This is a genomic window from Streptomyces geranii, from assembly GCF_002954775.1.
Classification (GTDB): domain Bacteria; phylum Actinomycetota; class Actinomycetes; order Streptomycetales; family Streptomycetaceae; genus Streptomyces; species Streptomyces geranii.
This window is the reverse complement of record NZ_KZ672952.1, coordinates 642,314-665,628: the sequence shown is the minus strand read 5'-3', so window position 1 is coordinate 665,628 and position 23,315 is coordinate 642,314. Positions and strand designations below refer to the sequence as shown.

23 protein-coding genes are annotated in these 23,315 nt (G+C 71.0%); 15 read left to right on the top strand and 8 right to left on the bottom strand.

Annotated features, from left to right (window positions below; translation table 11 throughout):
* The first annotated feature begins 43 nt into the window (after positions 1 to 43).
* The gene (locus tag CW359_RS02780; protein WP_105968048.1) at positions 44 to 1,552 is read left to right on the top strand and encodes a DNA-binding protein NsdB; all 1,509 of its coding nucleotides are present in this window, start codon (positions 44 to 46) and stop codon (positions 1,550 to 1,552) included.
* Between the two features lie 67 nt (positions 1,553 to 1,619).
* Here the strand turns inward: CW359_RS02780 and CW359_RS02775 are convergent, their stop codons facing one another.
* Entirely contained in the window at positions 1,620 to 3,062 is a 1,443-nt protein-coding gene (locus tag CW359_RS02775; protein ID WP_105968047.1) for a PP2C family protein-serine/threonine phosphatase, read from the bottom strand.
* 485 nt (positions 3,063 to 3,547) lie between these two features.
* On the opposite strand from CW359_RS02775, the gene CW359_RS02770 reads away from it, so the two are divergent.
* Positions 3,548 to 3,991 (top strand): SsgA family sporulation/cell division regulator, encoded by a 444-nt coding sequence (locus tag CW359_RS02770; RefSeq protein WP_105968046.1) that lies wholly within the window; start codon positions 3,548 to 3,550, stop codon positions 3,989 to 3,991.
* A 15-nt stretch (positions 3,992 to 4,006) separates the two neighbouring features.
* Here the strand turns inward: CW359_RS02770 and CW359_RS02765 are convergent, their stop codons facing one another.
* On the bottom strand, positions 4,007 to 5,653 hold the full coding sequence (locus CW359_RS02765; RefSeq protein WP_105968219.1) for an alpha/beta hydrolase: 1,647 nt from the start codon (positions 5,651 to 5,653) through the stop codon (positions 4,007 to 4,009).
* A gap of 189 nt (positions 5,654 to 5,842) precedes the next feature.
* Here CW359_RS02765 and CW359_RS02760 point away from each other — a divergent pair, with 189 nt between their 5' ends.
* Positions 5,843 to 6,742 carry a GNAT family N-acetyltransferase gene (locus CW359_RS02760; protein ID WP_105968045.1) on the top strand — a complete coding sequence of 300 codons (900 nt, stop codon included), beginning with the start codon at positions 5,843 to 5,845 and terminating at the stop codon, positions 6,740 to 6,742.
* 19 nt (positions 6,743 to 6,761) lie between these two features.
* On the opposite strand, the gene CW359_RS02755 is transcribed toward CW359_RS02760, so the two are convergent.
* Positions 6,762 to 7,253 carry a nucleoside deaminase gene (locus CW359_RS02755; RefSeq protein WP_105968044.1) on the bottom strand — a complete coding sequence of 164 codons (492 nt, stop codon included), beginning with the start codon at positions 7,251 to 7,253 and terminating at the stop codon, positions 6,762 to 6,764.
* Between the two features lie 193 nt (positions 7,254 to 7,446).
* On the opposite strand from CW359_RS02755, the gene CW359_RS02750 reads away from it, so the two are divergent.
* A complete protein-coding gene (locus CW359_RS02750) occupies positions 7,447 to 8,223 on the top strand; it encodes a GNAT family N-acetyltransferase (RefSeq protein ID WP_105968043.1) in 777 nt (258 codons plus the stop codon).
* A gap of 42 nt (positions 8,224 to 8,265) precedes the next feature.
* Here the strand turns inward: CW359_RS02750 and CW359_RS02745 are convergent, their stop codons facing one another.
* Positions 8,266 to 9,147 carry a GNAT family N-acetyltransferase gene (locus CW359_RS02745; protein WP_105968042.1) on the bottom strand — a complete coding sequence of 294 codons (882 nt, stop codon included), beginning with the start codon at positions 9,145 to 9,147 and terminating at the stop codon, positions 8,266 to 8,268.
* Between the two features lie 157 nt (positions 9,148 to 9,304).
* The gene (locus CW359_RS02740) at positions 9,305 to 9,592 is read right to left on the bottom strand and encodes a GlsB/YeaQ/YmgE family stress response membrane protein (protein WP_105968041.1); all 288 of its coding nucleotides are present in this window, start codon (positions 9,590 to 9,592) and stop codon (positions 9,305 to 9,307) included.
* A 190-nt stretch (positions 9,593 to 9,782) separates the two neighbouring features.
* Here CW359_RS02740 and CW359_RS02735 point away from each other — a divergent pair, with 190 nt between their 5' ends.
* Entirely contained in the window at positions 9,783 to 11,249 is a 1,467-nt protein-coding gene (locus CW359_RS02735) for a M6 family metallopeptidase (protein ID WP_105968040.1), read from the top strand.
* 58 nt (positions 11,250 to 11,307) lie between these two features.
* Here CW359_RS02735 and CW359_RS02730 read toward each other — a convergent pair whose 3' ends face one another.
* Together CW359_RS02730 and CW359_RS02725 are read right to left on the bottom strand one after the other, a co-directional pair.
* Positions 11,308 to 11,748: an SPW repeat protein gene (locus CW359_RS02730; RefSeq protein ID WP_105968039.1), complete on the bottom strand. Its 441-nt coding sequence runs from the start codon at positions 11,746 to 11,748 to the stop codon at positions 11,308 to 11,310.
* Positions 11,749 to 11,827: 79 nt separating this feature from the next.
* The gene (locus tag CW359_RS02725; RefSeq protein ID WP_198655044.1) at positions 11,828 to 12,790 is read right to left on the bottom strand and encodes a LysR family transcriptional regulator; all 963 of its coding nucleotides are present in this window, start codon (positions 12,788 to 12,790) and stop codon (positions 11,828 to 11,830) included.
* Positions 12,791 to 12,927: 137 nt separating this feature from the next.
* On the opposite strand from CW359_RS02725, the gene CW359_RS47490 reads away from it, so the two are divergent.
* From CW359_RS47490 to CW359_RS02695, 6 genes are all read left to right on the top strand, one after another.
* Positions 12,928 to 13,011: a putative leader peptide gene (locus CW359_RS47490; RefSeq protein ID WP_408647446.1), complete on the top strand. Its 84-nt coding sequence runs from the start codon at positions 12,928 to 12,930 to the stop codon at positions 13,009 to 13,011.
* Positions 13,012 to 13,128: 117 nt separating this feature from the next.
* The gene (gene sfnG, locus CW359_RS02715; protein ID WP_105968037.1) at positions 13,129 to 14,292 is read left to right on the top strand and encodes a dimethylsulfone monooxygenase SfnG; all 1,164 of its coding nucleotides are present in this window, start codon (positions 13,129 to 13,131) and stop codon (positions 14,290 to 14,292) included.
* Positions 14,293 to 14,305: 13 nt separating this feature from the next.
* Complete coding sequence (locus tag CW359_RS02710) at positions 14,306 to 15,523, top strand: acyl-CoA dehydrogenase family protein (protein ID WP_105968036.1); 1,218 nt, start codon at positions 14,306 to 14,308, stop codon at positions 15,521 to 15,523.
* A gap of 169 nt (positions 15,524 to 15,692) precedes the next feature.
* On the top strand, positions 15,693 to 16,247 hold the full coding sequence (gene ssuE / locus CW359_RS02705; protein ID WP_105968035.1) for an NADPH-dependent FMN reductase: 555 nt from the start codon (positions 15,693 to 15,695) through the stop codon (positions 16,245 to 16,247).
* A gap of 4 nt (positions 16,248 to 16,251) precedes the next feature.
* Positions 16,252 to 17,436: an SfnB family sulfur acquisition oxidoreductase gene (locus CW359_RS02700; RefSeq protein WP_105968034.1), complete on the top strand. Its 1,185-nt coding sequence runs from the start codon at positions 16,252 to 16,254 to the stop codon at positions 17,434 to 17,436.
* A 62-nt stretch (positions 17,437 to 17,498) separates the two neighbouring features.
* On the top strand, positions 17,499 to 18,647 hold the full coding sequence (locus CW359_RS02695; protein WP_105968033.1) for an LLM class flavin-dependent oxidoreductase: 1,149 nt from the start codon (positions 17,499 to 17,501) through the stop codon (positions 18,645 to 18,647).
* A gap of 90 nt (positions 18,648 to 18,737) precedes the next feature.
* Here CW359_RS02695 and CW359_RS02690 read toward each other — a convergent pair whose 3' ends face one another.
* The gene (locus CW359_RS02690; protein ID WP_105968032.1) at positions 18,738 to 19,784 is read right to left on the bottom strand and encodes an acyl-CoA dehydrogenase family protein; all 1,047 of its coding nucleotides are present in this window, start codon (positions 19,782 to 19,784) and stop codon (positions 18,738 to 18,740) included.
* 98 nt (positions 19,785 to 19,882) lie between these two features.
* On the opposite strand from CW359_RS02690, the gene CW359_RS02685 reads away from it, so the two are divergent.
* The 4 genes from CW359_RS02685 to CW359_RS02670 all read left to right on the top strand — a co-directional run bounded on the left by CW359_RS02685 (position 19,883) and on the right by CW359_RS02670 (position 23,315).
* Entirely contained in the window at positions 19,883 to 20,236 is a 354-nt protein-coding gene (locus CW359_RS02685; protein ID WP_105968031.1) for a YciI family protein, read from the top strand.
* Between the two features lie 90 nt (positions 20,237 to 20,326).
* Positions 20,327 to 20,767 (top strand): MarR family winged helix-turn-helix transcriptional regulator, encoded by a 441-nt coding sequence (locus CW359_RS02680; protein ID WP_105968030.1) that lies wholly within the window; start codon positions 20,327 to 20,329, stop codon positions 20,765 to 20,767.
* A gap of 122 nt (positions 20,768 to 20,889) precedes the next feature.
* A complete protein-coding gene (locus CW359_RS02675; protein WP_105968029.1) occupies positions 20,890 to 22,215 on the top strand; it encodes an aldehyde dehydrogenase family protein in 1,326 nt (441 codons plus the stop codon).
* Between the two features lie 215 nt (positions 22,216 to 22,430).
* On the top strand, positions 22,431 to 23,315 hold the full coding sequence (locus CW359_RS02670) for a glycoside hydrolase family 19 protein (protein WP_105968028.1): 885 nt from the start codon (positions 22,431 to 22,433) through the stop codon (positions 23,313 to 23,315).

Here is a 23,315-nt window from a genome sequence, read left to right as displayed (position 1 = left end):
CAGACGGTTACTGTCAACTCAGCCGAGAACCTGGGGGCTTGACGTGAGCGGACAACCCAACACTCGTCTGACGGACCTGTTCGGCCTGGCCGGCTGGTCCAAGGGCGAACTCGCGCGACTGGTCAACCGGCAGGCGGCGGCCATGGGCCACCCCCAGCTGGCGACCGACACCTCGCGGGTGCGGCGGTGGATCGACACGGGAGAGATCCCGCGTGATCCGGTGCCACGCGTACTGGCAGCCCTGTTCACCGAGCGGCTCGGCCGTGTCGTGACCATAGAGGACTTAGGTCTGGTCCGGCACGGGCGTGTGGGAAAACGGCCGGGCGCCGGGAGCGCTGAAGCTCCCGACGGTGTGCCGTGGACGCCCGGGCGGACTGCCGCGGTCCTCACCGAATTCACGGGAATGGACCTCATGCTCAACCGACGCGGCTTGGTGGGTGCGGGCGTCGCGCTCACCGCAGGCTCCGCACTCAGCAGTGCCATGCACGACTGGCTGCACACCGACCCGACCCTCTCCGCCGACGCACCCGATCTCGACAACCCGTTGCACACGGATACCGCTGACCCTGCCGGTTTCGACCGGTACGAGGCCGCCCCCATCGGGTGGCAGGAGATCGAGGAACTGGAAACCGCGGTCGAGGTGTTCCGCAAATGGGACGCGGCCCGTGGCGGCGGACTCCAGCGCAAGGCGGTGGTGGGTCAGCTCAACGAGGTGGGCGGCATGCTCGCCTACCGGCACCCCGAACCCATCCAGCAGCGCCTGTGGGGCGTCGCCGCCAACCTCGCCGTCCTGGCGGGCTGGATGTCGCACGACGTCGGCCTGGAACCCACGGCCCAGAAGTACTTCGTCATCGCCGCCCACGCGGCCCGGGAGGGCGGCGACCGCCCGCGCGCCGGGGAGGCGGTCTCCCGGGCGGCCCGGCAGATGGTGCACCTGGGCCGCCCGGACGACGCGCTCGACCTCATGAAGCTCGCCAACTCCGGTTCGGGCGAGGAGACCCTGCCCCGGACCCGGGCCATGCTGCACACCGTCGAGGCCTGGGCGCAGGCGTCGATGGGGCACGGCCAGGCGATGCGCCGCACCCTCGGCCAGGCGGAGGACCTCTTCGTCTCCGACAAGGGCGATGTGCCGCCGCCGAGCTGGATGCAGCTGTTCACGGCGGAGGACCTGTACGGCATGCAGGCCCTGGCCTACCGCACCCTGGCCGAGCACGAGCCGGGCGCGGCCGTGCACGCCCAGTACTACGCGGTGAAGGCCCTGGAGATCCGGGTCGAGACCCGCCAGCGGTCGAGGATCTTCGACTACCTGTCCATGGCCTCCGCCTGCTTCATCGCGGACGACCCCGAACAGGCCGCGAACTACGCGCGGTTGGCGCTGATGTCGATGGGCGACAACTCCTCCCACCGCACCTGGGACCGGCTGCGCGAGATGTACCGGCTCACCGCCCAGTACTCCAGCTACCCGAAGATCAACGAACTCCGCGAGGAGATCAAGCTGTCGCTGCCGAGGCAGGCGAAGGGGAGAGGCGGCGGCAACACCGGGCGGGTCTAGGGCCCAGCCGACTGCTGCGGGGCCGACTACTGTGGGGTTCAGCCCCCGCAGGCTTCTACGGAGACCGCTACGGGGCCACCTTGGCGACGAGTACGCAGGCGTCGTCCTCCCGCTCGGTCTCGCCGAACTCCTCCACCACCGCCCGGACGCATTCCTGCGCGGTCCGCGCCTCGCCGAAGCGCGGGGCGAGTGCCAGCAGGCGGTCCGCGGCGGAGCTGTCCTCCCAGTGTCCGGGCGCCAGTCCGTCGGTGTGCAGGAGGAGCACATCGCCCGGTTCCAGGGTCTCCTCGGCCTCGCCGTAGACGGCACCCGAGGTCGCGCCGAGCAGCACGCCGCTCGGCGGGTTCAGCACACGCCCCGTCCCGCCGCGGAACAGCAGCGGGGCGGGGTGTCCCGCCTGTGCCCAGGTGAGGGTGCGGGTCGCGGGGCGGTAGCGGCAGCAGATCGCGCTGCCCAGGGCGGGCTGGACGGCGGCGTCGAGCAACTGGTTGAGCCAGGACATGAGTTGGCCCGGTCGGGTGCCCGCCACGGACATGCCGCGCAGCGCGCCGAGCAGCATCGCCATGCCCGAAGTCACGGTCACCCCGTGCCCGGTGAGGTCGCCGACGCTCAACAGGGTGTCGCCGTCGGCCAGTTCGAGCGCGTCGTACCAGTCGCCGCCGATCAGCGCGCTCGTCGAGGAGGGGAGGTAGTGGGCGGCCAGGTCCAGGGCCTGCGGTCCCTGGCGCGGGAGCCGCAGGGAGCCGCGCCACGGCGGCAGCACGGCCTCCTGCAACTCGACCGCGAGCCGGCGCTCGGACTGCGCGTGGTGCCGGTGACGCTGCAACGAGTCACGGGTCTCGCTCACCGTCCGCTGGCTGCGGCGCAGTTCGCTGACGTCCCGCAGCACGGCCCACATGGAGGCGGTGCTGCCGTCGGCGGCGAGCACGGGCTCGCCCATCATGTGCACGGTCCGTACGCCGCCGTCGGGCCGGACGACGCGGAACTCGCCGTCGATCGGCTTGGCGTCGATCAGGCAGTCGGTGACCATCACGGTGAGCCTGCGCCGGTCCTCGTCGAGGACCAGGGACGGCAGTTCGTCGAGGGTGAGCGGCTCGGCGGCCGGGTCCCGGCCGAGGATCTGGTACAGCTCACCGGACCAACTGGCCTCGTCCGTCAGGAGGTTCCACTCCGCGCTGCCGACCCGGCTGAGGAGCGAGCCGCGCCGGGGAGCGGTCGGCACGGCTCGGACGGCGGGCGGTGCGTCGGCGGGCGCGGGGGCCTCGGGCAGCGGCTGCGGGCCGTCCCGCAGCTGGGCCAGGTGCTCGTCCAGGTCGTCGAGCTGATGCAGGGCCAGGTCGTACAGGGCGCGCTGCCAGCGGCCCTGCGGGTCCGAGCCGTCGGCCGATGTGTCCCGTCGCGAGGCGTCCACGTCGCCCTTGAGCCGGCGGGCCTGGCTTATGAGCGCCTCGACCGAGCCGCTCGGCGGCGGCTGGGCGGCTGGACGGTCCGCGGAGAGATGGGGCGGCATGACGCACTCCGATGAAGGGACGGTACGACCAAGGGTGAAGGAAGGACCGGTTACGACTGTTGCACAGCCTGCGACGCCCTGTAAGGGATTTGGCAACACCCGATGCGGTGGTGCTTCTGGCATATGCCACAGTCTTCTCGGCCGGTTTTCCTCGTGCGGAAACGGTACGCGTCGGGTGGATCAAGTCGTAGGCGGGGTACGTGACTTGATGGACCGATGGAGATGAGTGGCATCTCATTCAGTCGTGTGTTCGACGACCTTTTGTGCGATTGGCGGCCAGGTGTTGCCGGGGCGCACCGCCAGGTTGCCCCTGAATCGCCCGGAGGATCGCGTTCCTCGTGGAAAACCGCGCACGTTAGTGATGCAGCTCACAATAAAAGCTGCTGGATCCGCGTAATCGGAGGGGCCATTTCGGGGTCGTAACACCACGTCGGCACAACGCGTCGGCATCGCCATCGTCGACCCGAACCGGAGCGGAGACTGCCATGGACGTCACCCTCGAACAGCCCGCGCGCGCACGCCTGATCACCTCGGAGGAGCAGGAGCTCCCCGTCCGCGCCACGCTCCGCTACGCCTCGACCGATCCGCTGGCCGTGCACATCGACTTCCCCGCCGAGGTCGCCCTCGACGGCGAGGGGGTGAGCTGGACCTTTGCCCGGAGCCTCCTGGAGGAGGGCGTACGGCGGCCCGCCGGGGGCGGCGACGTCCACATCTGGCCCTGCGGCCCCGCGCGCACGGTCCTGGAGCTGCACTCGCCGCACGGCCTGGCCCTGCTCCAGTTCGACACCCCGGCCCTGCGCCGCTTCCTGCTGCGGACGTTCGCCGTCGTGGCGGCCGGGAGAGAGGACCTCGGCGACGCCGTCGACCGCGGCCTGTCCGACCTCCTCGGTGCCCCGTCCACGGGCGGCGAGGGCGGCCGGGAGCAGTAGCGGCGCCAGGGGCCCTCAGTAGGCCTCGTCCGCGCCGCAGGAGCTGCCGTCGGCCGGGAGGGAGCCGTACAGCAGGAAGGCGTCGACCTTGCGGTGCACGCACTTGGAGGACGCGTACCCGGTGTGCCCCTCGCCCTTGTTGTCGAGGACGACCGCCGACGAGCCCAGCCGCGCGGCCGTCTCCGTGGTCCAGCGGTACGGCGTGGCCGGGTCGCCGCGCGTGCCCACCAGCAGCATCCGCGGGGCGTCGACGTCCCGCACCCGGGTCCGGATGAAGTCCGTGCCCTTGGGTCGGCCGTAGCAGGTCAGTACCTCGGTGAGCCGGTAGCGGCCGAACACCGGGGAGGCCTTCTCGTACGACGCCTGCAGCGCGGCGAGATCCTCGGTGATCCGGGCCGCGGTGGGCCGGTCGGGGTCGTCCGCGCAGTTGATCGCCATCAGCGCGGCGGGGAAGTTGTCGATCGGCACCTCCGCCTCGTCGACCAGCCGCCCGTCGGAGGGCGGAGAAGGACTCAGGCGCACAGGACTCAGGCCCGCGGGACTCCGGTCCACGGACCGAGGCCGTACGGGACTCTGCCTCGGCGGAACCGCCACACCTCGCCCGGCGAAGCCCATCACCCCCCACGCGTCCCCGTCCTCGACCAGTCCGGCCAGCGCCCGCTCCAGCGGCGGCCACATCCGCTTGCTGTAGAGCCCCTGGCCGATGGCGCCCACCAGGTCCTGCCCGGAGAAAGGGTCGCCGTAGCCGGTCGGCAGCGGGTCCTGGTCGAGCGAGTCCACCAGGTCGACGACCCGCTGCCTCGCGACCCGCACGTCCTGGCCGAACGGACAGGCGATGTCGGTCACGCACCAGGCGAGGAAGGCCTCCAGCGCGGTCTGCTGTCCTGCGGCGCCCGCGAGCCCCTGCTCGGCGAGCGACTCGGTGAGCGTGTCGACGCCGTCCAGGACGAACCGGCCCACCTTCCCCGGGAACTGGGCCGCGTACACCGCGCCGAGCCGGGTCCCGTACGAGAAACCGAGGTAGTTGAGCTTCCTGTCGCCGAGGGCCGCACGCATCACGTCGAGGTCGCGGGAGGCGTTCACGGTGCCGATGTGCCGCAGGACCGGCCCGGAGTGCCTGACGCACGCCCGGACTGCCTTGCGCAGCTGTTCGAGGACGACACGCGGGTTCTCGCCGTCTTCCCCGTTGTCGTCGCCGACGACTTCGGCGTCCGCGTCCATGCCCTCGCCGCAGCTGACGGGGGAGGACCGGCCGACGCCGCGCGGGTCGAAGGTGACCACGTCGTAGCCGTTCGTCAGGCCCATGAAGTCCTTGCCGTCATAGGCGAGTTGGCTGACGCCCGGACCTCCGGGACCGCCGAAGTTCAGCAGCACGGAACCCCGCGACTCGCCCGTCGCCCGGTAGCGGGCCATCGCCAGTTCGATGGTGGCGCCGTCGGGCTTCGCGTAGTCGAGCGGCACGGTGACCTTGCCGCACTGGAAGCCGTCCGTCGGCGGTTCGTCCACGGCGCCCGCGGCACAGACCGACCAGTCGATCTCCTGGTCGTAGAAGCGGGACAGGCGGGGCTCGTCGGCCGCCGCGGCCACCGCCGGCGGGCCAGCCCCGAGCAGGGCGAGCGCCGCGGCCGAGGCGAGCGCCCGGCGTCGGTACGCGGACCGCATGAATGCCTCCCTGGACGGGTTCCGGCTGCGGACCGGGACGACGCCCTCGAACACGATAAGCGGGCGCCCAGGGGCTCGCCTCCCGGCGGCCGGGCAGAGGCGGCGGTGACACTGGGTGGTCGCACGGCACCCAGGAGTCATGGTCGGATGGGGTCGTATCCCCCCATGGAACGGAACGGAGCACACCCCATGACCTCCTCCGCCCGCCCGGTCTCCCCAGGCCCCGAAGACCTGGTCGTCACCCGGGCCACGCCCGAGGACTGGCCGGTGGTCACCGGATGGGCGGCCGACGAGGGCTGGAATCCGGGGCTGTCGGACACGGCCGGGTTCTTCGCCCAGGACCCCGAGGGCTTCTTCGTCGGACGGCTCGGCGGGTTCGACGGGGAGCCGGTCTCGGCGATCTCGGTCGTCAACTACGGTGACGCGTACGCCTTTTTGGGTTTCTATCTGGTCCGCCCGGACCTGCGCGGCCGGGGCTACGGCCTCACCACCTGGCAGACCGCGCTGGCCCATGCGGGCACCCGTACCGTCGGCCTCGACGGCGTAGTCGCCCAGCAGGACAACTACCGCCGCTCCGGCTTCGCACCGGCCCACCGCACCCTCCGCTTCACCGGAACCGCCCCCGCCGCCGACGTCCCGGCGCGCGTGCGTCCCGTACGACAGGAGGACCTGGCGGCGATCGCGGCGTACGACACCCTCTGCACGCCCGCCGACCGCCCCCGTTTCCTGGCGTACTGGCTGACGGCGCCGGGTCACCGTGCCTTCGTGTGCGAGGCGGCGGACGACGGTTCCGGGAACCGCTCCGTCACCGGCTACGGAGTCGTCCGCCCCGGCCATGACGCGCCCCGCATCGGCCCGCTCTTCGCCGACACGCCCGACGACGCCCGGGCCCTGTTCGCCGCGCTGACCGGCGACGCGGCCGGGACGGAGGTCGCGATCGACGTGCCCGAGCCCAACACGGCCGCCGTCGCGCTGGTGGCGGAGGCCGGCTTCACACCGTCCTTCGAGACGGCACGCATGTACACGGGCCCGGTACGGGAGTTCGCGCGGGAGCGGGTCTTCGGGGTGACCACGCTCGAACTGGGCTAGCGGCGAACTCCCGTACCCGTCAGCCTTGTTGGGTGGACCCGGTGTGGAAGCGCCGGTGCAGGGCGTGCATCTGCTCGGCGAACTCGGGCACCGGCCCCTCGACCGTCACCCCGGGCGCGACCTCGTTGACGGACAGGGGGCGTACGGGGGCGGCCGGGACGCCCAACTCGTCGAGCCAGTCGGTGAGTTGCCGGGCGGAGACGACGTACACGATCCGTCCGAGGCCCACCCAGGCGTGCGCGGCGGCGCACATCGGGCAGTGCTCGCCGGAGGTGTAGACGGTGGCAGCCGCCCGCTGCTCCGGGGTCAGATGGGCGGCGGACCAGCGGGCCAGCTCGAACTCGGGGTGGCGGGTGCGGTCGCCGGAGGCCACCCGGTTGTGGTCCTCGGCGAGGACCGCGCCCCCCTCGCCCACCAGGACGGAGCCGAACGGCTCGTCACCGGCCGCGAGCGCCTCGGCGGCCAGTTCCACACAGCGGCGCAGATAGGGCAGTTCGTCGCTCTTCACCATGACCGACCGGTCCTCCTCGTGGTGCGGTTTCCGGGTGCAGGGTACGTCCGTACGGCGGGCGAGGCAGGGCGACGGCGGAATGTCGCCGCAGCCCGGCCGAATCGGTCTTCGCGTATGCGAACCACTGGCAGGGTGACGTATCGCAGCCGTCAATACCGTTGCGCTTGCGGCAGCGGGATGCTGGAGTTACGGCATGGATCATGCAGGAGTGCTCGCCCTTTACGACCGGGACATGCGCGAAGGGGCCCAGCCAGACGGGCCGGACGCCCGGATCGAACGGGTGGGCGGGGTTGTGCGCCAGGTCGCCGACGCCCAGGGGTGGAACGGAGTGGTCTGGTCCGACCTCGACGCGGACACCGCCGAGGAGGCGATCGCCGAGCAGATCCGCCACTACACCGCCCTCGGGCACGAGTTCGAGTGGAAGCTCTACGGCCACGACTTCCCCATCGACCTGGGGCAGCGGCTGCGGGCGGCGGGGTTCACGCCCGAGCCCGAGGAGACGCTGATGATCGGCGAGGTCTCCGCCCTGACCTTCGAGACGGAGCCGCCCGAGGGCATCCGGATCGCCCCGGTGACCGACCGGGCGGGCGTCGACCTGGTGGCGGACGTCCATGAGAAGGCCTTCGGCACCGACAGCTCCCGCCTGCGACGCCAACTCCTCGCCCGTCTGACCGACGAACCGGACACGGTCGTGGCCGTGGTGGCACTGGCCGGCGAGGAACCGGTGAGCGCGGCCCGCATGGAACTTGTCCCCGGGACCAGGTTCGCGGGCCTGTGGGGCGGCGGCACGGTGGAGAGCTGGCGCGGCAAGGGCATCTACCGCGCGCTGGTGGCCCACCGCGCCCGCGCGGCCGTCGAACGCGGCTACCGCTACCTCCAGGTGGACGCCTCCCATCAGAGCAGACCCGTCCTGGAGCGCCTGGGCTTCGAACCGCTCACCACCACGACGCCGTACGTGTACGAGGCCTGAGGGGGGCGTCGGCCGACACGGGGAGCGAGGTCGCCCGCGGCCTCACAGGTCGAGCTGGAACTCCACCGCCCGATGCGTGGGTACGTAACCCAGTTCCGCGTTGATGCCCAGCATCGGCGCGTTGCTGCTCGCCGTGTCGGTGAGCAGGCCCGTCAGGCCGGGGTGGGCCGCCCGGGCCCGGCGGATCGACTCGGACTTCATCCAGCGGCCCAGGCCGTGGCCGCGGTGCTCGGGGAGTACGGCCGTGCCGTAGTGCTGGGCGTCGCCGCGGCCGTCGCCCGGGGTCACCAGCTCGGAGAAGCCGACCACCGAACCGTCCGCCGCGTCCAGCGCGGCCACGGTGTGCAGCAGATCGCCGCGCTTCGCGACGGCCTCGGCCGCCGCCAGGACGCGGTCGACGTCCCAGACCACCGTGCCGTAGTCGGTGTCCTCCATCGGCATGTCGTCCATGGCTCGGCGCGAGTCGGCGTAGCTCCGCGCCAGCTCGGGCGGCACGGTGCCCTCCCAGGAAGTCAACCGGTAACCGGGATGCGGGAGTTCGGCGACCCGGGTGATCTCCGCGAGGTCGGCGTCGGCCAGCACCAGCCGGGCGTACGTCAGTGTCAGCACCCGGCGGAAACCCCGGTCCGCCAGGAAACGGTCGCCGGGGGAGTCCTCCTCGGCCTGTGCCACCACCGACCGTCTGCCCTCGCTCCGGGCCGTGGCCACGGCCGCTTCTAGAAGGCCGCTGCCGACCCCCTGTCGGCGTTCGGCGCGATGGACCGCGATCTCCAGCTCGGCCAGGTGCTCCTGGCCCGCCCTGGTCAACAGGCGCAGGAAGGCCGAGCCGAGCGGGGTGCCGTCCGGGGCCGCGGCCAGCCAGGCGAGCCTTCGGCTCGACGCGCTGACGTCGGGGTCGGTGAGGGCGGTGATGCGTGGGGGCAAGTCGTCTCCGTGGCGGTGAGTGGCGGCGGCACTTCGGCTGCAGATCCGTCGTGGCTGGTCACGCGCTTCCCCGCGCCCCTTGGAGGCGCGGGGAAGCGCCGACAGGACTCCGCCGGGCCTGTCTAACGCCCTTCGCTCAGTGCCCGCAACGGAATTCTCAGTGCCGCCTGCTGCCCCTGCCGCGCCCCGGCGCCTTCGCCCGGTCCAGCGCGGCCACGCCGAAGGCCGCGAGGCCGATCTGGATGAGCCACTCGACCCAGTCGACGCCGTCCGTGTCGGCCACGTCGAATCCGGCGGCTATCGCCGATCCGATGAGCGCGGCCACGATGCCGACCCCGATCGTCCAGAGGATGCCGATGCGCTGGCGTCCCGGGACGACGAGTCGGCCCAGTACACCGATGACGGTGCCGATGATGATGGCGCCGATGATGCTGGAGATCGTCATTTCCGCCCCTCCATGCCGCATTGCCTGTGTCTGAACTACTGCCCGCTGCCGGCCGGGACAGTCTGTTCAGCCTCGTAATCGTCATGTACATTTCAACATTGCGTTGCGCGGGAGACCGTCGATGGTCGTTCTACGCGCGGAGACTCGCTCCTCGCACAACCTCTTCCCACCCCAGACGGAGGTTCGCCGGATGCCCTCGTTCAGAAACTCCCCGCAGCGAAGACTCGGTTCCGGAGTCACCACGGCCGTGGCCGTGTTCGGTCTCCTCGGTGCCGGTGCCGTCGTCCAGCTGTCCACGGCCGCCCCGGCCGAGGCGGCCACCGCGCACCGCGTCCTGTTCGACAACTCCAAGGCGGAGACGGCCGGAAACGCCGACTGGATCATCAGCACCAGCCAGCCGGACCCGCTGGGCCAGGACTCCACCCCGACCTCCGAGACCGACTGGACCGGCGCGATCTCCGCCTGGGGCGTCGCCCTGCAGCGGACCGGCGACTACTCGCTGAAGACGCTCGCCTCCGGCGGCACCATCACCTACGGCACCTCGGCCGCCACCGACCTGCAGAACTTCGACACCTTCGTGCTTCCCGAGCCGAACGTCCTGCTCTCCACGGCCGAGAAGACCGCCGTGATGACCTTCGTGCAGAACGGCGGCGGACTCTTCCTCGTCTCCGACCACACCGGCGCCGACCGCAACAACGACGGCGAGGACGCCGTCGAGATCATCAACGACCTGATGAGCAACAACAGCGTCGACGGCACCAACCCCTTCGGCTTCACCGTCGACACCCTCAACGTCAGCACCGACGACCCGAGCGCCGTCTCCAGCAGCACGGACCCGGTCCTCAACGGCTCCTTCGGCACGGTCACCGGCAGCATCATCCGCAGCGGTACGACGGCCACCCTCAGCCCCTCCGCCAACTCCTCGGTCAAAGGCCTCGTCTACCGCACCGGCTACTCCGGCAACACCGGCGCCTTCTTCGCCACCAGCACCTTCGGCAGCGGCCGGGTCGCCTTCTGGGGTGACAGCTCCCCGATCGACGACGGCACCGGCCAGTCCGGCAACACCCTGTACGACGGCTGGAACGACACCGCCGGCACCAACGCCGAACTCGCCCTCAACGCCACGGCCTGGCTCTCCGGCGCCACCGACGACGACGGCGGGGACGACGGAGGCGGCGACGGCGACTGCACCGCGGCCCAGCTGCTCGCCAACCCCGGCTTCGAGTCCGGCAGTTCGTCCTGGACCGCGACCAGCGGAGTCATCACCAGCTCCAGCAGCCAGGCCGCCCGTACCGGCTCCTACAAGGCCTGGCTGAACGGCTACGCCTCCGCCCACACCGACACGCTCGCCCAGTCGGTGACGATCCCGTCCGGCTGCTCGGCCACCCTGAGCTTCTATCTGCACATCGACACCGCCGAGACGACCACCTCGACGGCGTACGACACCCTCAAACCGCAGGTCCTCAACAGCGGCGGCACGGTGCTGTCGACCCTCGCCACCTACTCCAACCTCAACGCGGCCAGTGGCTACACCCTGCGCAGCTTCGACCTCAGCGCCTACGCGGGGCAGACGGTCACCGTCAAGTTCACCGGCGTCGAGGGCTCCGTGCTCCAGACGTCCTTCGTCATCGACGACACGGCGCTCAACGTGAGCTGAACCGTGGGCCGGACGGCGAGCGGCCCGGTCCCCTCCGAGGACCGGGCCCGCTTCCGGGTTATGACCTGTTGGAGCTCTTCGCCGTCGCGCCCGCACTCAGCAGCCCCAGGAACAGGGCCAGGGCGCCGATGATGATGTTGTTCAGCACGACACCGGCGTCAGGGCTGTCGCCGACGATCCACGGCGAGACGATCATCCAGATACCCATCGCGCACAGGGCCCCGCTGAGGCCGTACATGCGTTCGGGGGTGTTGGTGAAGCCGAGGGCCAGCAGACCGATCGCGATGCCCATGATCAGGTTGTGGGTCACGAGCGGGGGCTGGCTCGTCGTGTAGTGGAGGATCCAGGGGGATGCCGCGCAGTACAGACCGACGAGGAACACCGGTCCGTCCACGAGCGCCACATCGCGACCGCCGAGCATACGGGCGTACCGCGCCCGCATTTCGTGTACGTCAGGGTGACTGGAGATGTCACCTCTGGTGGGCGAGACGTTGGCCATGACTCGTCTCCTTCGACTGTGCAGGCCGTACCGCGTCCGACGCGGTGTGCGGTGAACGCCGCTTTATCCCATTCTGCTCTTACTTTTCCTTTATGTGTAGTTCGGTGACGCTGGGCTCCCCGTCCCGCACGGTGAGTGTCCCGCCCAGCTCGCGGGCCCGGCGCACGAACACGTCGTGCAGGTCCCGCGCGGCCAGCGGCACGGACTCCGCCCGGCGGCGCTGGAGCGTCAGCAGCACCTGGGTGGTGTCGTCCTCCGCGATCGGCCGGTGGGTGAGGATGCCCGCCCGTTCCAGCGGATCGCCGATCACGCTGAAGTCGGGCAGTACGGTCGCCCCGAGCCCCTCCGCGACCATCAGCTTGCCCATCTCGGCGCCGTCCGTGGAGTACGCGAAGGCCGCGCCGTCGCCGCCCATCAGCCGGTGCAGATAGCGGTGCATGACATAGCCGGCGCGCATCGCGATCAGCGGCCCGGCGAGCAGATCGGCCACCGACACCGACGGCCGGGCCGCCAGGGGACTGTCCGGACGTACGCACACCACGGGCCGTCCGCGCAGCAGTACGGTGCTCTCGAAACCGGCGGGCACGTCGTCGCCCTCCAGCTGGTTCACCAGGCCGAGATCGAAACCGCCCTCGGTGAGCCCCCGGTGGATCTCCGCCTGCTGTACGTCCACCACCTCGACCTGCGTCAGCTCGTGCGCCGCGCGGAACTCCCGGACGGCCGGGATGAGCAGCGGCACCGTCGCCGCGTTCACCGTGCCGACGCGCACCATCCGGCTGATGCGGTGCTGTTCGCCCGCCGCCGCCCTGAGCCGGTCCACCGCGTCCAGCACGTTGACGATGTGCGGCAGCAGCTCCCGGCCCTCCGTGCTCATCGTCGCCCCGGACCGTTTCCGCTCCAGCAGGTCGACCCCGAGTTCCCGTTCCAGATTGCGTACGGTCTCGCTCAACGCGGGCTGCGAGAGGCGGAGTTCCTCGGCCGCCCGGCGCAGCGAACCGAGCCGGGTGACGGCCGCGATGTATTCCAGCTGCTCTATGCGCACCGCAGCAGAATGCGGGCCGCCGGGCGGCCGGTTCAAGGGTTTCCCTGTCACGCCTTCGTGAAATCAGGTGGTCCGCGATACGAGACCGGTCGGGTTTTCCTTGACTGCCCTCTTCGGCGGCTGTCACGATCGAGGACATGAATAAGCGACTGGACCTCACGCGGCGACGGCACGTCGACCTCGCGCGCGTCTCCAGCGCCTCCTGTTGCACTGCGGCCTGATCCCCGACCCGATCCGCCGCGCCCTTTCCGCAACCGCCTGAAATCCAGCCGGATTTCGCTCCGGCCGGAATCGGCGTGCCCGGAAACGTCTAGCGCATTCCGCAACAGGAGTTCCGCATGTCCGCAGAGGCCGTTCCCGCAGAGCCCGTTCCGACAGAGCCCGTGAAATTCGCCTACTGGGTCCCCAACGTCAGTGGTGGACTCGTCACCAGCCGAATCGAGCAGCGCACCGACTGGGGTTACGACTACAACCGCGAACTCGCCGTCCTCGCCGAGAACAACGGTTTCGAGTACGCGCTCAGCCAGGTCCGCTACATGGCCAGCTACGGCGCCGAGTTCCAGCACGAGTCGACCAGCTTCAGCCTCGCCCTGCTCCTTGCCACCCAGCGCCTGAAGGTCATCGCCGCCGTCCACCCCGGGCTCTGGCACCCGGGTGTCCTCGCCAAACTGGGCGCCACCGCCGACCACTTGTCCAACGGCCGCTTCGCGGTGAACGTCGTATCCGGCTGGTTCAAGGGCGAGTTCACCGCCCTCGGTGAGCCCTGGCTGGAGCACGACGAGCGCTACCGCCGCTCCGAGGAGTTCATCCAGGCCCTCCGGCAGATCTGGACCGAGGACCACACCGAACTCGCCGGTGACTTCTACCGGTTGCGCGACTTCTCCCTCAAGCCCAAGCCCCTCAACACCCCCGAGCGCCCGCACCCCGAGATCTTCCAGGGCGGCAACTCCACCGCCGCCCGCGCCATGGCAGGCCGGGTCTCCGACTGGTACTTCTCCAACGGCAAGGACTTCGACGGAGTCACCGAGCAACTCGCCGACGTACGGGCCTCCGCCGCCCAAGTCGGCCGCCGCGCACCGAAGTTCGGCCTCAACGGCTTCCTGATCGCCCGCGACACCGAGGCCGAGGCCCGCGACACGCTCCGCGAGATCGTCGCGAACGCCGACCGGGAAGCCGTAGAGGGCTTCGGCGCGGCCGTGAAGCAGGCCGGACAGTCCGCAGCCGACGGCAAGGGCATGTGGCAGGACTCCACCTTCGAGGACCTCGTCCAGTACAACGACGGTTTCCGTACGGGCCTCATCGGCACCCCGGAACAGATCGCGGAGCGCATCGTCGCGTACAAGAGGCTCGGCGTCGACCTGCTGCTCCTCGGCTTCCTGCACTACCACGAGGAGGTCGAGTACTTCGGCAAGCGGGTGCTGCCGCTCGTGCGCGAGCTGGAGGCCCAACTGCCCGACGCCGCCCACGAGTCCGCGCCCGAGTCCGCGCCCGCCCAGGTCTGAGGAGGTCATCGAGATGAGCATCGCCACGCCCGCCGACTGGCGGACCCGCCCCGCCCCGCACACCGCCCAGGACTGGATCGCCCGCGCCACCGAGGTGGCCGCCGTCCTCGCCGAGGACGCCGCCGAACGCGACCAGGCCGGCGCGACCCCGCACGCCGAGGTCCGCCTCCTCAAGGACTCCGGCCTCGTCACCCTGCTCGGCCCCACGGAGCACGGCGGCGGGGGCCAGGACTGGCCCACCGCCTACCGGGTCGTCCGCGAGGTCGCCAAGGCCGACGGCTCCATCGGCCAGCTCCTCGGCTACCACTACCTCTGGAACTGGGCCGCCCGGTTGGTCGGCACCCGCGAACAGTGGGAGCACGTGGAGGCCGAGGCCGCCCGGGGCCAGTGGTTCTTCGGCGGGGCCGTCAACCCGCGCGACAAGGACGTCGTGGTCACCGAGGACGGCGACGACCTCCTCTTCACCGGCCGCAAGTCCTTCTCCACCGGCAGCAGGGTCTCCGACGTCACCGTCCTCGAAGGCATCCTGGAAGGCACCGACCAGCACGTCTTCGCGATCGTGCCCTCCGACTCCGAGGGCCTGACCTTCCACGACGACTGGGACAACATCGGCCAGCGCCTCACCGAGAGCGGCGGCGTCACCCTCGACCGGGTCCGCACACCGTGGTCCTCGGCCGCCGGATACGTCGGCAAGGAGTTCCGGCCGCGCACCTACAACACCCTCAACGTCCCCACCATCCAACTGGTGTTCGTCAACTTCTACCTCGGCATCGCGGGCGGCGCCCTGGACACGGCGGCCGGCTACACCCGCACCAAGTCCCGGTCCTGGCTGCACGGCGGACACGAGCGGGCCGTCGACGAGCCGTACGTCATCGACACCTACGGCGATCTGACCGCCAAGCTCTGGGCGGTCGAGGCGCTCGCCGACGCGGTCGCCGCCGAGGGGCAGCGGCTGCACGACGACCCCGACGCCGTCACCGCGAAGACGCGCGGCGACTTCGAGGTCAGGGTCGCCGCGGTCAAGGCCCGCGCCACCGATGTCGCCCTGGAGATCGCGAACCGGATCTTCGAGGTGACCGGCGCCCGCTCCACGGCGAGCAGCGAGGGACTCGACCGGTTCTGGCGCAACGTCCGCACCCACACCCTGCACGACCCCGTCGCCTACAAGCGGCGCGAGGTCGGCCGCTGGGTCCTCGAAGGCGAACTGCCCGAACCCACCTGGTACTCCTGACCACTTCCCCCGGGGTGGGCGCGCCCGGCCGCGGCGCCCCCCCCCCCCCCCCAGCGCCCCCCCCCCCGCCCACGTGATCCCCCTCACCCGCCCCCCGGGGGGCCCCCCGCCGGCGGGGGGCCACCCCGACCTCCGGATCGCCCCCGGAAAGCCTCCAGAAAGAGGACCCATGGCCACCGTCCTGTCCGTCTCCGGCAGCCCCTCCGTCTCCTCCCGCACCGGAAAGCTCCTGCGTCACCTCGACGCCCGGCTGACCGCACAGGGACACGAGGTGATCCCGCTCGACGTCCGCACCATCCCCGCCGAGGCGTTGCTCGGCGCCGACTTCAAGCACCCGGCGATCGTCGAGGCCACCGAACTGTTCGCGCGCGCCGACGGCGTCGTCGTGGGCACCCCGGTCTACAAGGCGTCCTACTCCGGCGTCCTCAAGGCCCTGCTCGACCTGCTCCCGCAGTACGCCCTCACCGGCAAGACCGTGCTGCCGCTGGCCACCGGCGGCTCCACCGCCCACGTCCTGGCCATCGACTACGCCCTGCGCCCGGTCCTCAACTCCATGGGCGCCGCCCACATCGTCCAGGGCTGGTTCACCCTCGACAAGGACATCACGGCCCACGAGGACGGCTCCATCGCCGTCGCCCCGGCCACCGCCCAGGCCCTCACCCAGGTCCTCGACCAGTTCTCCACCGCGCTCGGCCGCACCCCGCTCCTCGCCGCGGCGGTCTGATCCCATGACCGCGAAAGTCATCACCGACGACGTGGAGGCCCTGACCGTCGCGGCGGCCCTGGCGGACGAGTTCCGCACCGGGGCAGCCGCCCGGGACGCCGAACGGCGGCTCCCACGCGCGGAGTTGGACCAGCTCTCCGCCTCGGGACTGCTCGCGGTCACCGTGCCCGCCGAGCACGGGGGAGCGGACGTACGCCAGGAGACTCTCGCCGAGATCTTCCGCCTGCTCGCCTCGGCCGACGCGAGCCTCGCCCAGATCCCGCAGAGCCACTTCGCGTACGTCAATGTGATCCGCCGTCAGGGAACGCCGGAGCAACGGGAGTTCTTCTTCGCGGAACTCCTCGCGGGCCGACGGCTCGGCAACGCCCAGTCGGAGGCCGGGACGAGAGACCTCCAGGACATCCGCACCCGCCTGGGCCCGGGACCGGACGGTTCGTACGTACTGAACGGCGTCAAGCACTACGCGACGGGCGCCCTGTTCGCCGACTGGATACCCGTCCTCGCCCGCACCGAGGACGACAACCTCCAAGTGGCGTACGTCCCGCGCGACGCGCCCGGCCTCACGGTCGTGGACGACTGGGACGGCATGGGCCAGCGTACGACGGCCAGCGGCACCGTCCGGCTCGACGCGGTCCCCGTCCCCGCCGACCGGGTCCTCCCGCACCACCTCACCTTCCAGGTGCCCCAACTCCACGGCGCCGTCGCCCAGTTGCTGCACACCGCCATCGACGTCGGCATCGCCGGGGGAGCGCTCGCCGAGGCCGCCGAGTTCGTCCGGACCAAGAGCCGGCCCTGGTTCGAGAGCGGCGCCGAGACCGCCGCCGAGGACCCGCTGCTGATCCAGCGCTTCGGTGAACTCGCCGTCCAACTGCGGGCGTCCGAGGCGCTGCTGCGCGAGGCGGCCCGTACGGTGGACGCGGCCCGCGCCGACCTCACCGACGAGTCGGCGGCCGAGGCGTCCATCGCCGTGGCCGTCGCCAAGGCGCACGCGGCGACCACCGCAGTGGAGGTCACCGGCGCCCTCTTCGAGGTCGCGGGCACCCGCTCCGCCCTCAACTCCCTCAACCTGCACCGGCATTGGCGCGACGCCCGCACCCACACCCTGCACGACCCGGCCCGCTGGAAGGTCCAGCACATCGGCCGCTACGTCCTGAACGGCACGAAGCCGCCCCGCCACGGGCTGCTGTAACCCGCGACGGCCTGCCGCAACGCGACGACGTTCCCCGCGACGTTCCCGATCGGAGATCTTCGGTGTCCCTCACCTTCCACTGGTTCCTCCCCACCAACGGCGACAGCCGCCATGTCGTCGGCGGCGGCCACGGCACCCCGGCCACCGCCTTCGGACAGAACCGGCCGCCGACGGTCGCCTACCTGAGCCAGATCGCCCGCGCCGCCGAGGACCTGGGCTTCGTCGGCGCGCTCACCCCCACCGGCGCCTGGTGCGAGGACGCCTGGCTGACCACCGCCATGGTCAGCCAGCACACCGAACGCCTGAAGTTCTTGGTCGCCTTCCGCCCCGGCTTCGTCTCCCCGACCCTCGCCGCCCAGATGGCGTCCACCTTCCAGCGTCAGTCCGGCGGCCGGCTCCTCCTCAACGTCGTCACCGGCGGCGAGAGCCACGAGCAGAAGGCCTACGGCGACTTCCTCGACAAGGACGCTCGCTACCGCCGTACCGGCGAATTCCTGCAAGTCGTAAGGGAGTTGTGGGAGGGCAAGACGGTCGACCTGGCCGGCGAACACCTCCGCGTCGAGGACGCCAAACTGGCCCGTGTGCCCGATCCGATCCCCGAGGTGTACTTCGGGGGCTCCTCGCCCATCGCCGGTGAGGTCGCCGCCAAGCACGTCGACGTCTACCTCACCTGGGGCGAACCGCCCGCCCAGGTCGCCGAGAAGATCGCCTGGGTGCGGGGGCTCGCCGCCAAGCAGGGGCGCACCCTGCGGTTCGGCATCCGGCTGCACGTCATCACCCGCGACACCGCCGAGGCGGCGTGGGCGGAGGCGGACCGGATCCTCGCCGGGTTCGACCCGAAGACCGTACGGGAGATCCAGGCGGGGCTCGCGCGGAGCGAGTCGGAGGGGCAGCAGCGGATGCTCGCGCTGCACGGGGGCGGCAACCGGGACGGACTGGAGATCCATCCCAACCTCTGGGCGGGGATCGGGCTGGTCCGGGGTGGCGCGGGGACCGCGCTGGTCGGCAGCCATGACGAGGTCGCCGATCGGATCTCCGAGTACCACGCGCTGGGGATCGACGAGTTCGTGCTGTCCGGATATCCGCATCTGGAGGAGGCGTACTGGTTCGGGGAGGGGGTGTTGCCTCGGCTGGCGGCGCGGGGGGTGTGGCGGCATCCGTTCTCGGGGGCGGTGGCTGCGCCGGCCGCGCAGGTGCCGTTCGCTGGGTAGGTTCTTTGGCTGCGAGTGGGTGGGGGCTGGTCGCGCAGTTCCCCGCGCCCCTGGGAAGGTGCGCTTCGCGCTTCCTTCCCAGGGGCGCTGTCACTCTCCCAATGAGGCCAGGTGTGCCTCTCTCACGTCCGTCGTCTGGCCCTGGATCAGGAGGAACAGGCCCTCCCGGGCCAGGCGTTGGGCCGGGCTGGTCAGGTCCATCGAACGGCCGCCGCCGGCCACGATCCCCGCTGTCGTCGCCGTGCGCATCAGGTCGTAGGCGCGGGTCTTGAGGGTCAGGCGCTGGGCGATGTGCTCCTGGGGGCGGCGGTGGTCCGCCAGGGCGTATGCGTTGCGGCGGACCGCGTCCAGGCGGGTGCGCAGGGAGCGGGCCGTCGCCGTCGCGTCGGGGTGGGCTGCCAGGAGGTCCAGGGCCGCGTACGCCACCCCGAAGACGGCCGGACTCGTGTTGGTGGCCCGGGGGAGGTCGTCCAGGGCGAACTTCTCACGCGGGGTGCGCAGGACGATCGCCTCCTCCGGCAACCGCAGGCCCTTCAGCTCCAGGGAGACCGTACGGGCCGCCGTGAGCGCCGCCAGCCGCATGATCGGCGAGGCCCGCAGCCCCGACTGCTCGCGCGCGTCGGCGAAGGCGAACACCACCTCGTCCGTGTCGGTCAGCCCCGCGAGCAGCATTACGTCGTTCAGTCCCCAGCCCGTGTACCAGGGCACCGTCCCGTCGAAGCGCCAGCCCCCGCGCTCGTATCCCGCCCGTACCAGGACGCGCGGGAACGCCCGCAGATGCGCGTACGCGATGCCGGAAAGCAGCGCGCCCGTCGACAGCGGGCCCAACATGCGCTGCCGAACCGGGAACTGAGACTCCGTCAGCAGCTTCACCGGGGTGTGGTGCTGGGTCTGCACGAACCACGTCGAACAGCACGCCCCGGCCAGGATCTCGGCGACCTCCCGGGCCACCGAGGCGGGCGCCCCCGCACCCCCGTGGTCCCTCGGCGCGCTCACCCCGAGCAGCCCCGACCGCTTGATCGCCTTGATGCTGCTCACGGGCACGCCCTCCTGGTCGACCCGGCCGGCCTGCGGGGCGAGTACCTCGGCGGCGAGTCGGCGGGCTTCGAGGACGAGCGGGTGCGGAGTGACGGTCATGGACAAGATTCTCCCGGTGTCGAGGTGCGTTGTGTCTCTACAGCGGTGCTCCCTTCGTGTAGGAGATGGGGCAGAGCCGTGATGCCCAGGAGGACGCCATGAAGTACTACCTGCTCAGCGCGATGAAGCCGGTCGGCGAACCGTCCGCGCCCGAGACGATGGTCGAGATCAACCACCGGCTGACCGTCTTCCACGACGAGCTGCGCGAGGCCGGGGCCTGGGTCTTCGCGGGCGGACTGCACCGCCCGGACGCCGCGACCGTGCTGCGCCCCTTCGGCGACGAGGTCGAGGAGATCGAAGGACCCTACGCCGAGCACAAGGAGTTCCTCGGCGGGATCTGCCTGGTCATGGCCCCCGACCTCGACGCCGCCCTGGAGTGGGGCCGCAAGGCCGCCCTGGCGACCACTCTGCCGGTCGAGGTCCGCCCCTTCCTCGGCGAGGTCGACGACTGACGGGCCGACGCCATGGCAGCGGAGTCCCCTCCGGCTCGTACGATTCCGTCTCATACGATGTACGTACCCCCGGGACCGAGGAGCAGCAGGATGACCACACCTTCGCAGCGCCGGCCCCAGGATCTTCTGCGGCTCCTGACCAGAGCCGAGCGGCTGGCCGCGCGCCGCCTCCAGCCCGTCCTGGACGAGCACGGCTGCTCGCTCGACGCCTGGCGCGTGCTCGCCCTGCTCTCCGACGGCGCCGGTCACCACATGACCGCGATCTCCGAGGCCGCCTTCCTGCCGCCGCCGACCCTGACCCGGCTGGTCGACCACCTCGTCGACCAGAACCTCGTCCACCGGCGGGTCGACCCGCACGACCGCCGCCGCATCCTCGTCCACCTCACCCCGCGCGGCCAGGAGTACTGGCGCCGCCTCGACCGCGACGTCCGCACCGACTGGCCGCTGCTCAGCGACGGCGACGACGAACTCCTGCGCGCCCTGCTGGACCGCCTGGCCGTGACCCTCGACGGCACGACGGCACAGGTCTGACGCCGACACGTGCGGTGACGGACAACTGCGTACGGTTATCTTCGTGTATGGGGAATTTAATTTGCCGCATCCTGGTTGTGCGCACTGAGACGACCGTGTGAATCCATCATGAGCGAGGCACCGTGAACCACCCCACGCCCACCGAGCAGCCCGCCGACATCGTGGCGCGGCTGCGCGCCACCTTCCGTACGGGCCGTACCAAGCCCGTCGAGTGGCGCAAGGGACAGCTCGGCCGCCTGCGCGAACTCCTCACCGAGCACGGCACGGACGTGGCCGCCGCGCTCCACGCGGACCTCGGCAAGAGTTCGACCGAAGCCTTCCGCACGGAGATCGACTTCACGATCCGCGAGATCGACCACACCCTCGACCACCTCGACGGCTGGCTGAGCCCCGAACCCGCGCCGGTCCCCGAGCGACTCGGCGCCGACGCCACCGCCTGGACGCAGTACGACCCGCTGGGCGTCGTCCTCGTCATCGCACCCTGGAACTACCCGGTCCAGCTGCTGCTGACCCCGGTCGTCGGCGCGCTCGCCGCAGGCAACGCGGTCGTCGTCAAGCCGAGCGAACTGGCCCCCGCCACCTCGGAGATCGTCGCCCGGCTGCTGCCGCAGTACCTGGACGCGGACGCCGTCGCCGTCGTCGAGGGTGGGGTCCCGGAGACCACCGCCCTGCTCGCCGAGCGCTTCGACCACATCTTCTACACCGGCAACGGCACCGTCGGCCGGATCGTGATGCGCGCCGCCGCCGAGCACCTCACCCCGGTCGCCCTCGAACTCGGCGGCAAGTCACCGGCGTTCGTCGACACCGGCATCGACGCGGACGTCGTCGCCGACCGGCTGGTCCGGGGCAAGTTCCTCAACGCCGGCCAGACCTGCGTCGCCCCCGACTACGTCCTCACCGACCCGGAGACCGCCGCCGCGCTGGAGCCCGCGCTCGCCAAGGCCGTCGAGAAGCTGTTCGGCACGGACCCGGCCACCTCCACCGAGTACGGCCGGATCGTCAACGAACGGCACTTCGACCGGCTCGCCGGACTCCTCGACTCGGGGCGTGTCGTGACCGGCGGCGCCAAGGACCGTACGACCAAGTACATCGCGCCGACCGTCCTCGCCGACGTCGACCCCGCCTCGCCCGTGATGGCCGAGGAGATCTTCGGTCCGATCCTGCCCATCGTCACCGTGGACGGGCTCGACGAGGCGATCGGCTTCATCAACGACCGCGACAAGCCGCTCGCGCTGTACGTGTTCACCGAGTCCGGCACGACCCGGGAGCGCATCGCCGACGAGACGTCCTCCGGCGCCGTCGGCTACGGCCTGCCGCTCGCGCATCTCACCGTCTCCGACCTGCCGTTCGGAGGAGTCGGGGAGAGCGGGATGGGCAGTTACCACGGCCGCTACTCGATCGAGACGTTCAGCCACCGCAAGGCGCTGCTGGCGAAGCCGCTGAGCTGACTCGCGCTCATTCTTCGCGGAACTCCTGTTGTTCCTTGGTCTGTTGGCTGGTCTATACCCTTGACTGGTCCAGACCAAGGGAGTTGAGTGTGCCTCCACACCCCCCACCACGGCCGCCCCACGCCGTGGCCGGCTGAGGCCGGCACGTGCGCCAAGGGCCTGCTCCGCGCTGCCCTCGGGCGGGAACGGCCGTGCTCCGCGAAGGAGTTGACCCTGTGTCGAGGCGCCGTATCTCCGCACTCCTGACCGCACTCGTCCTCGGAACCGCCGCGCCGGTGCTCATGCCGGCGCCGAGCGCGTCCGCCGCCGCGTGTTCGAGCTACCCGGCCTGGGTGGCCGGCAAGGCCTACGTCACCGGCAACATCGTCCGCTACACGGACGGCAAGGCGTACATCGCCGAGCACGACAACCCGGGCTACGACCCGACCATCAGCACCTGGTACTGGGAGCCGTACGCGTGCGACGGCTCGACGGTACCCTCCGGATTCGTGGTCTCCGAGGCGCAGTTCAACCAGATGTTCCCGAGCCGGAACTCCTTCTACACGTACAGCGGGCTGACGGCCGCGCTGAGCGCCTATCCGGCGTTCGCGAAGACCGGCAGCGACACCGTGAAGAAGCAGGAGGCGGCGGCGTTCCTCGCCAACGTCAACCACGAGACCGGCGGGCTGGTCCACATCGTGGAGCAGAACACCGCCAACTACCCGCACTACTGCGACTGGAGCCAGCCCTACGGCTGCCCGGCGGGCCAGGCGGCCTACTACGGGCGCGGTCCGATCCAGCTCAGCTGGAACTTCAACTACAAGGCCGCCGGTGACGCGCTCGGCCTCAACCTGCTGGGCAACCCCTGGCTGGTGCAGAACGACGCGGCCGTCGCCTGGAAGACCGGCCTGTGGTACTGGAATACCCAGTCGGGACCCGGCACGATGACCCCGCACAACGCCATGGTCAACCAGGCCGGCTTCGGACAGACCATCCGGTCGATCAACGGCTCACTGGAGTGCGACGGGAAGAACCCCGCCCAGGTCCAGAGCCGCGTCACCGCCTACCAGCGCTTCGCCTCGATCCTCGGCGTCGGCCCGGGCGGCAACCTCTACTGCTGA

Bases quoted from the DNA above. Each gene is read 5' to 3' on its own strand.
- CW359_RS02770 (WP_105968046.1), top strand. From the start codon at position 3,548: ATGGACGTCACCCTCGAACAGCCCGCGCGCGCACGCCTGATCACCTCG.
- CW359_RS02775 (WP_105968047.1), bottom strand. From the start codon at position 3,062: ATGCCGCCCCATCTCTCCGCGGACCGTCCAGCCGCCCAGCCGCCGCCG.
- CW359_RS02735 (WP_105968040.1), top strand. From the start codon at position 9,783: ATGCCCTCGTTCAGAAACTCCCCGCAGCGAAGACTCGGTTCCGGAGTC.
- CW359_RS47490 (WP_408647446.1), top strand. From the start codon at position 12,928: ATGAATAAGCGACTGGACCTCACGCGGCGACGGCACGTCGACCTCGCG.
- CW359_RS02750 (WP_105968043.1), top strand. From the start codon at position 7,447: ATGGATCATGCAGGAGTGCTCGCCCTTTACGACCGGGACATGCGCGAA.
- CW359_RS02685 (WP_105968031.1), top strand. From the start codon at position 19,883: ATGAAGTACTACCTGCTCAGCGCGATGAAGCCGGTCGGCGAACCGTCC.
- CW359_RS02700 (WP_105968034.1), top strand. From the start codon at position 16,252: ATGACCGCGAAAGTCATCACCGACGACGTGGAGGCCCTGACCGTCGCG.
- CW359_RS02755 (WP_105968044.1), bottom strand. From the start codon at position 7,253: ATGGTGAAGAGCGACGAACTGCCCTATCTGCGCCGCTGTGTGGAACTG.
- CW359_RS02680 (WP_105968030.1), top strand. From the start codon at position 20,327: ATGACCACACCTTCGCAGCGCCGGCCCCAGGATCTTCTGCGGCTCCTG.
- CW359_RS02740 (WP_105968041.1), bottom strand. From the start codon at position 9,592: ATGACGATCTCCAGCATCATCGGCGCCATCATCATCGGCACCGTCATC.
- CW359_RS02730 (WP_105968039.1), bottom strand. From the start codon at position 11,748: ATGGCCAACGTCTCGCCCACCAGAGGTGACATCTCCAGTCACCCTGAC.
- CW359_RS02710 (WP_105968036.1), top strand. From the start codon at position 14,306: ATGAGCATCGCCACGCCCGCCGACTGGCGGACCCGCCCCGCCCCGCAC.
- CW359_RS02690 (WP_105968032.1), bottom strand. From the start codon at position 19,784: ATGACCGTCACTCCGCACCCGCTCGTCCTCGAAGCCCGCCGACTCGCC.
- CW359_RS02765 (WP_105968219.1), bottom strand. From the start codon at position 5,653: ATGCGGTCCGCGTACCGACGCCGGGCGCTCGCCTCGGCCGCGGCGCTC.
- sfnG (WP_105968037.1), top strand. From the start codon at position 13,129: ATGTCCGCAGAGGCCGTTCCCGCAGAGCCCGTTCCGACAGAGCCCGTG.
- ssuE (WP_105968035.1), top strand. From the start codon at position 15,693: ATGGCCACCGTCCTGTCCGTCTCCGGCAGCCCCTCCGTCTCCTCCCGC.
- CW359_RS02760 (WP_105968045.1), top strand. From the start codon at position 5,843: ATGACCTCCTCCGCCCGCCCGGTCTCCCCAGGCCCCGAAGACCTGGTC.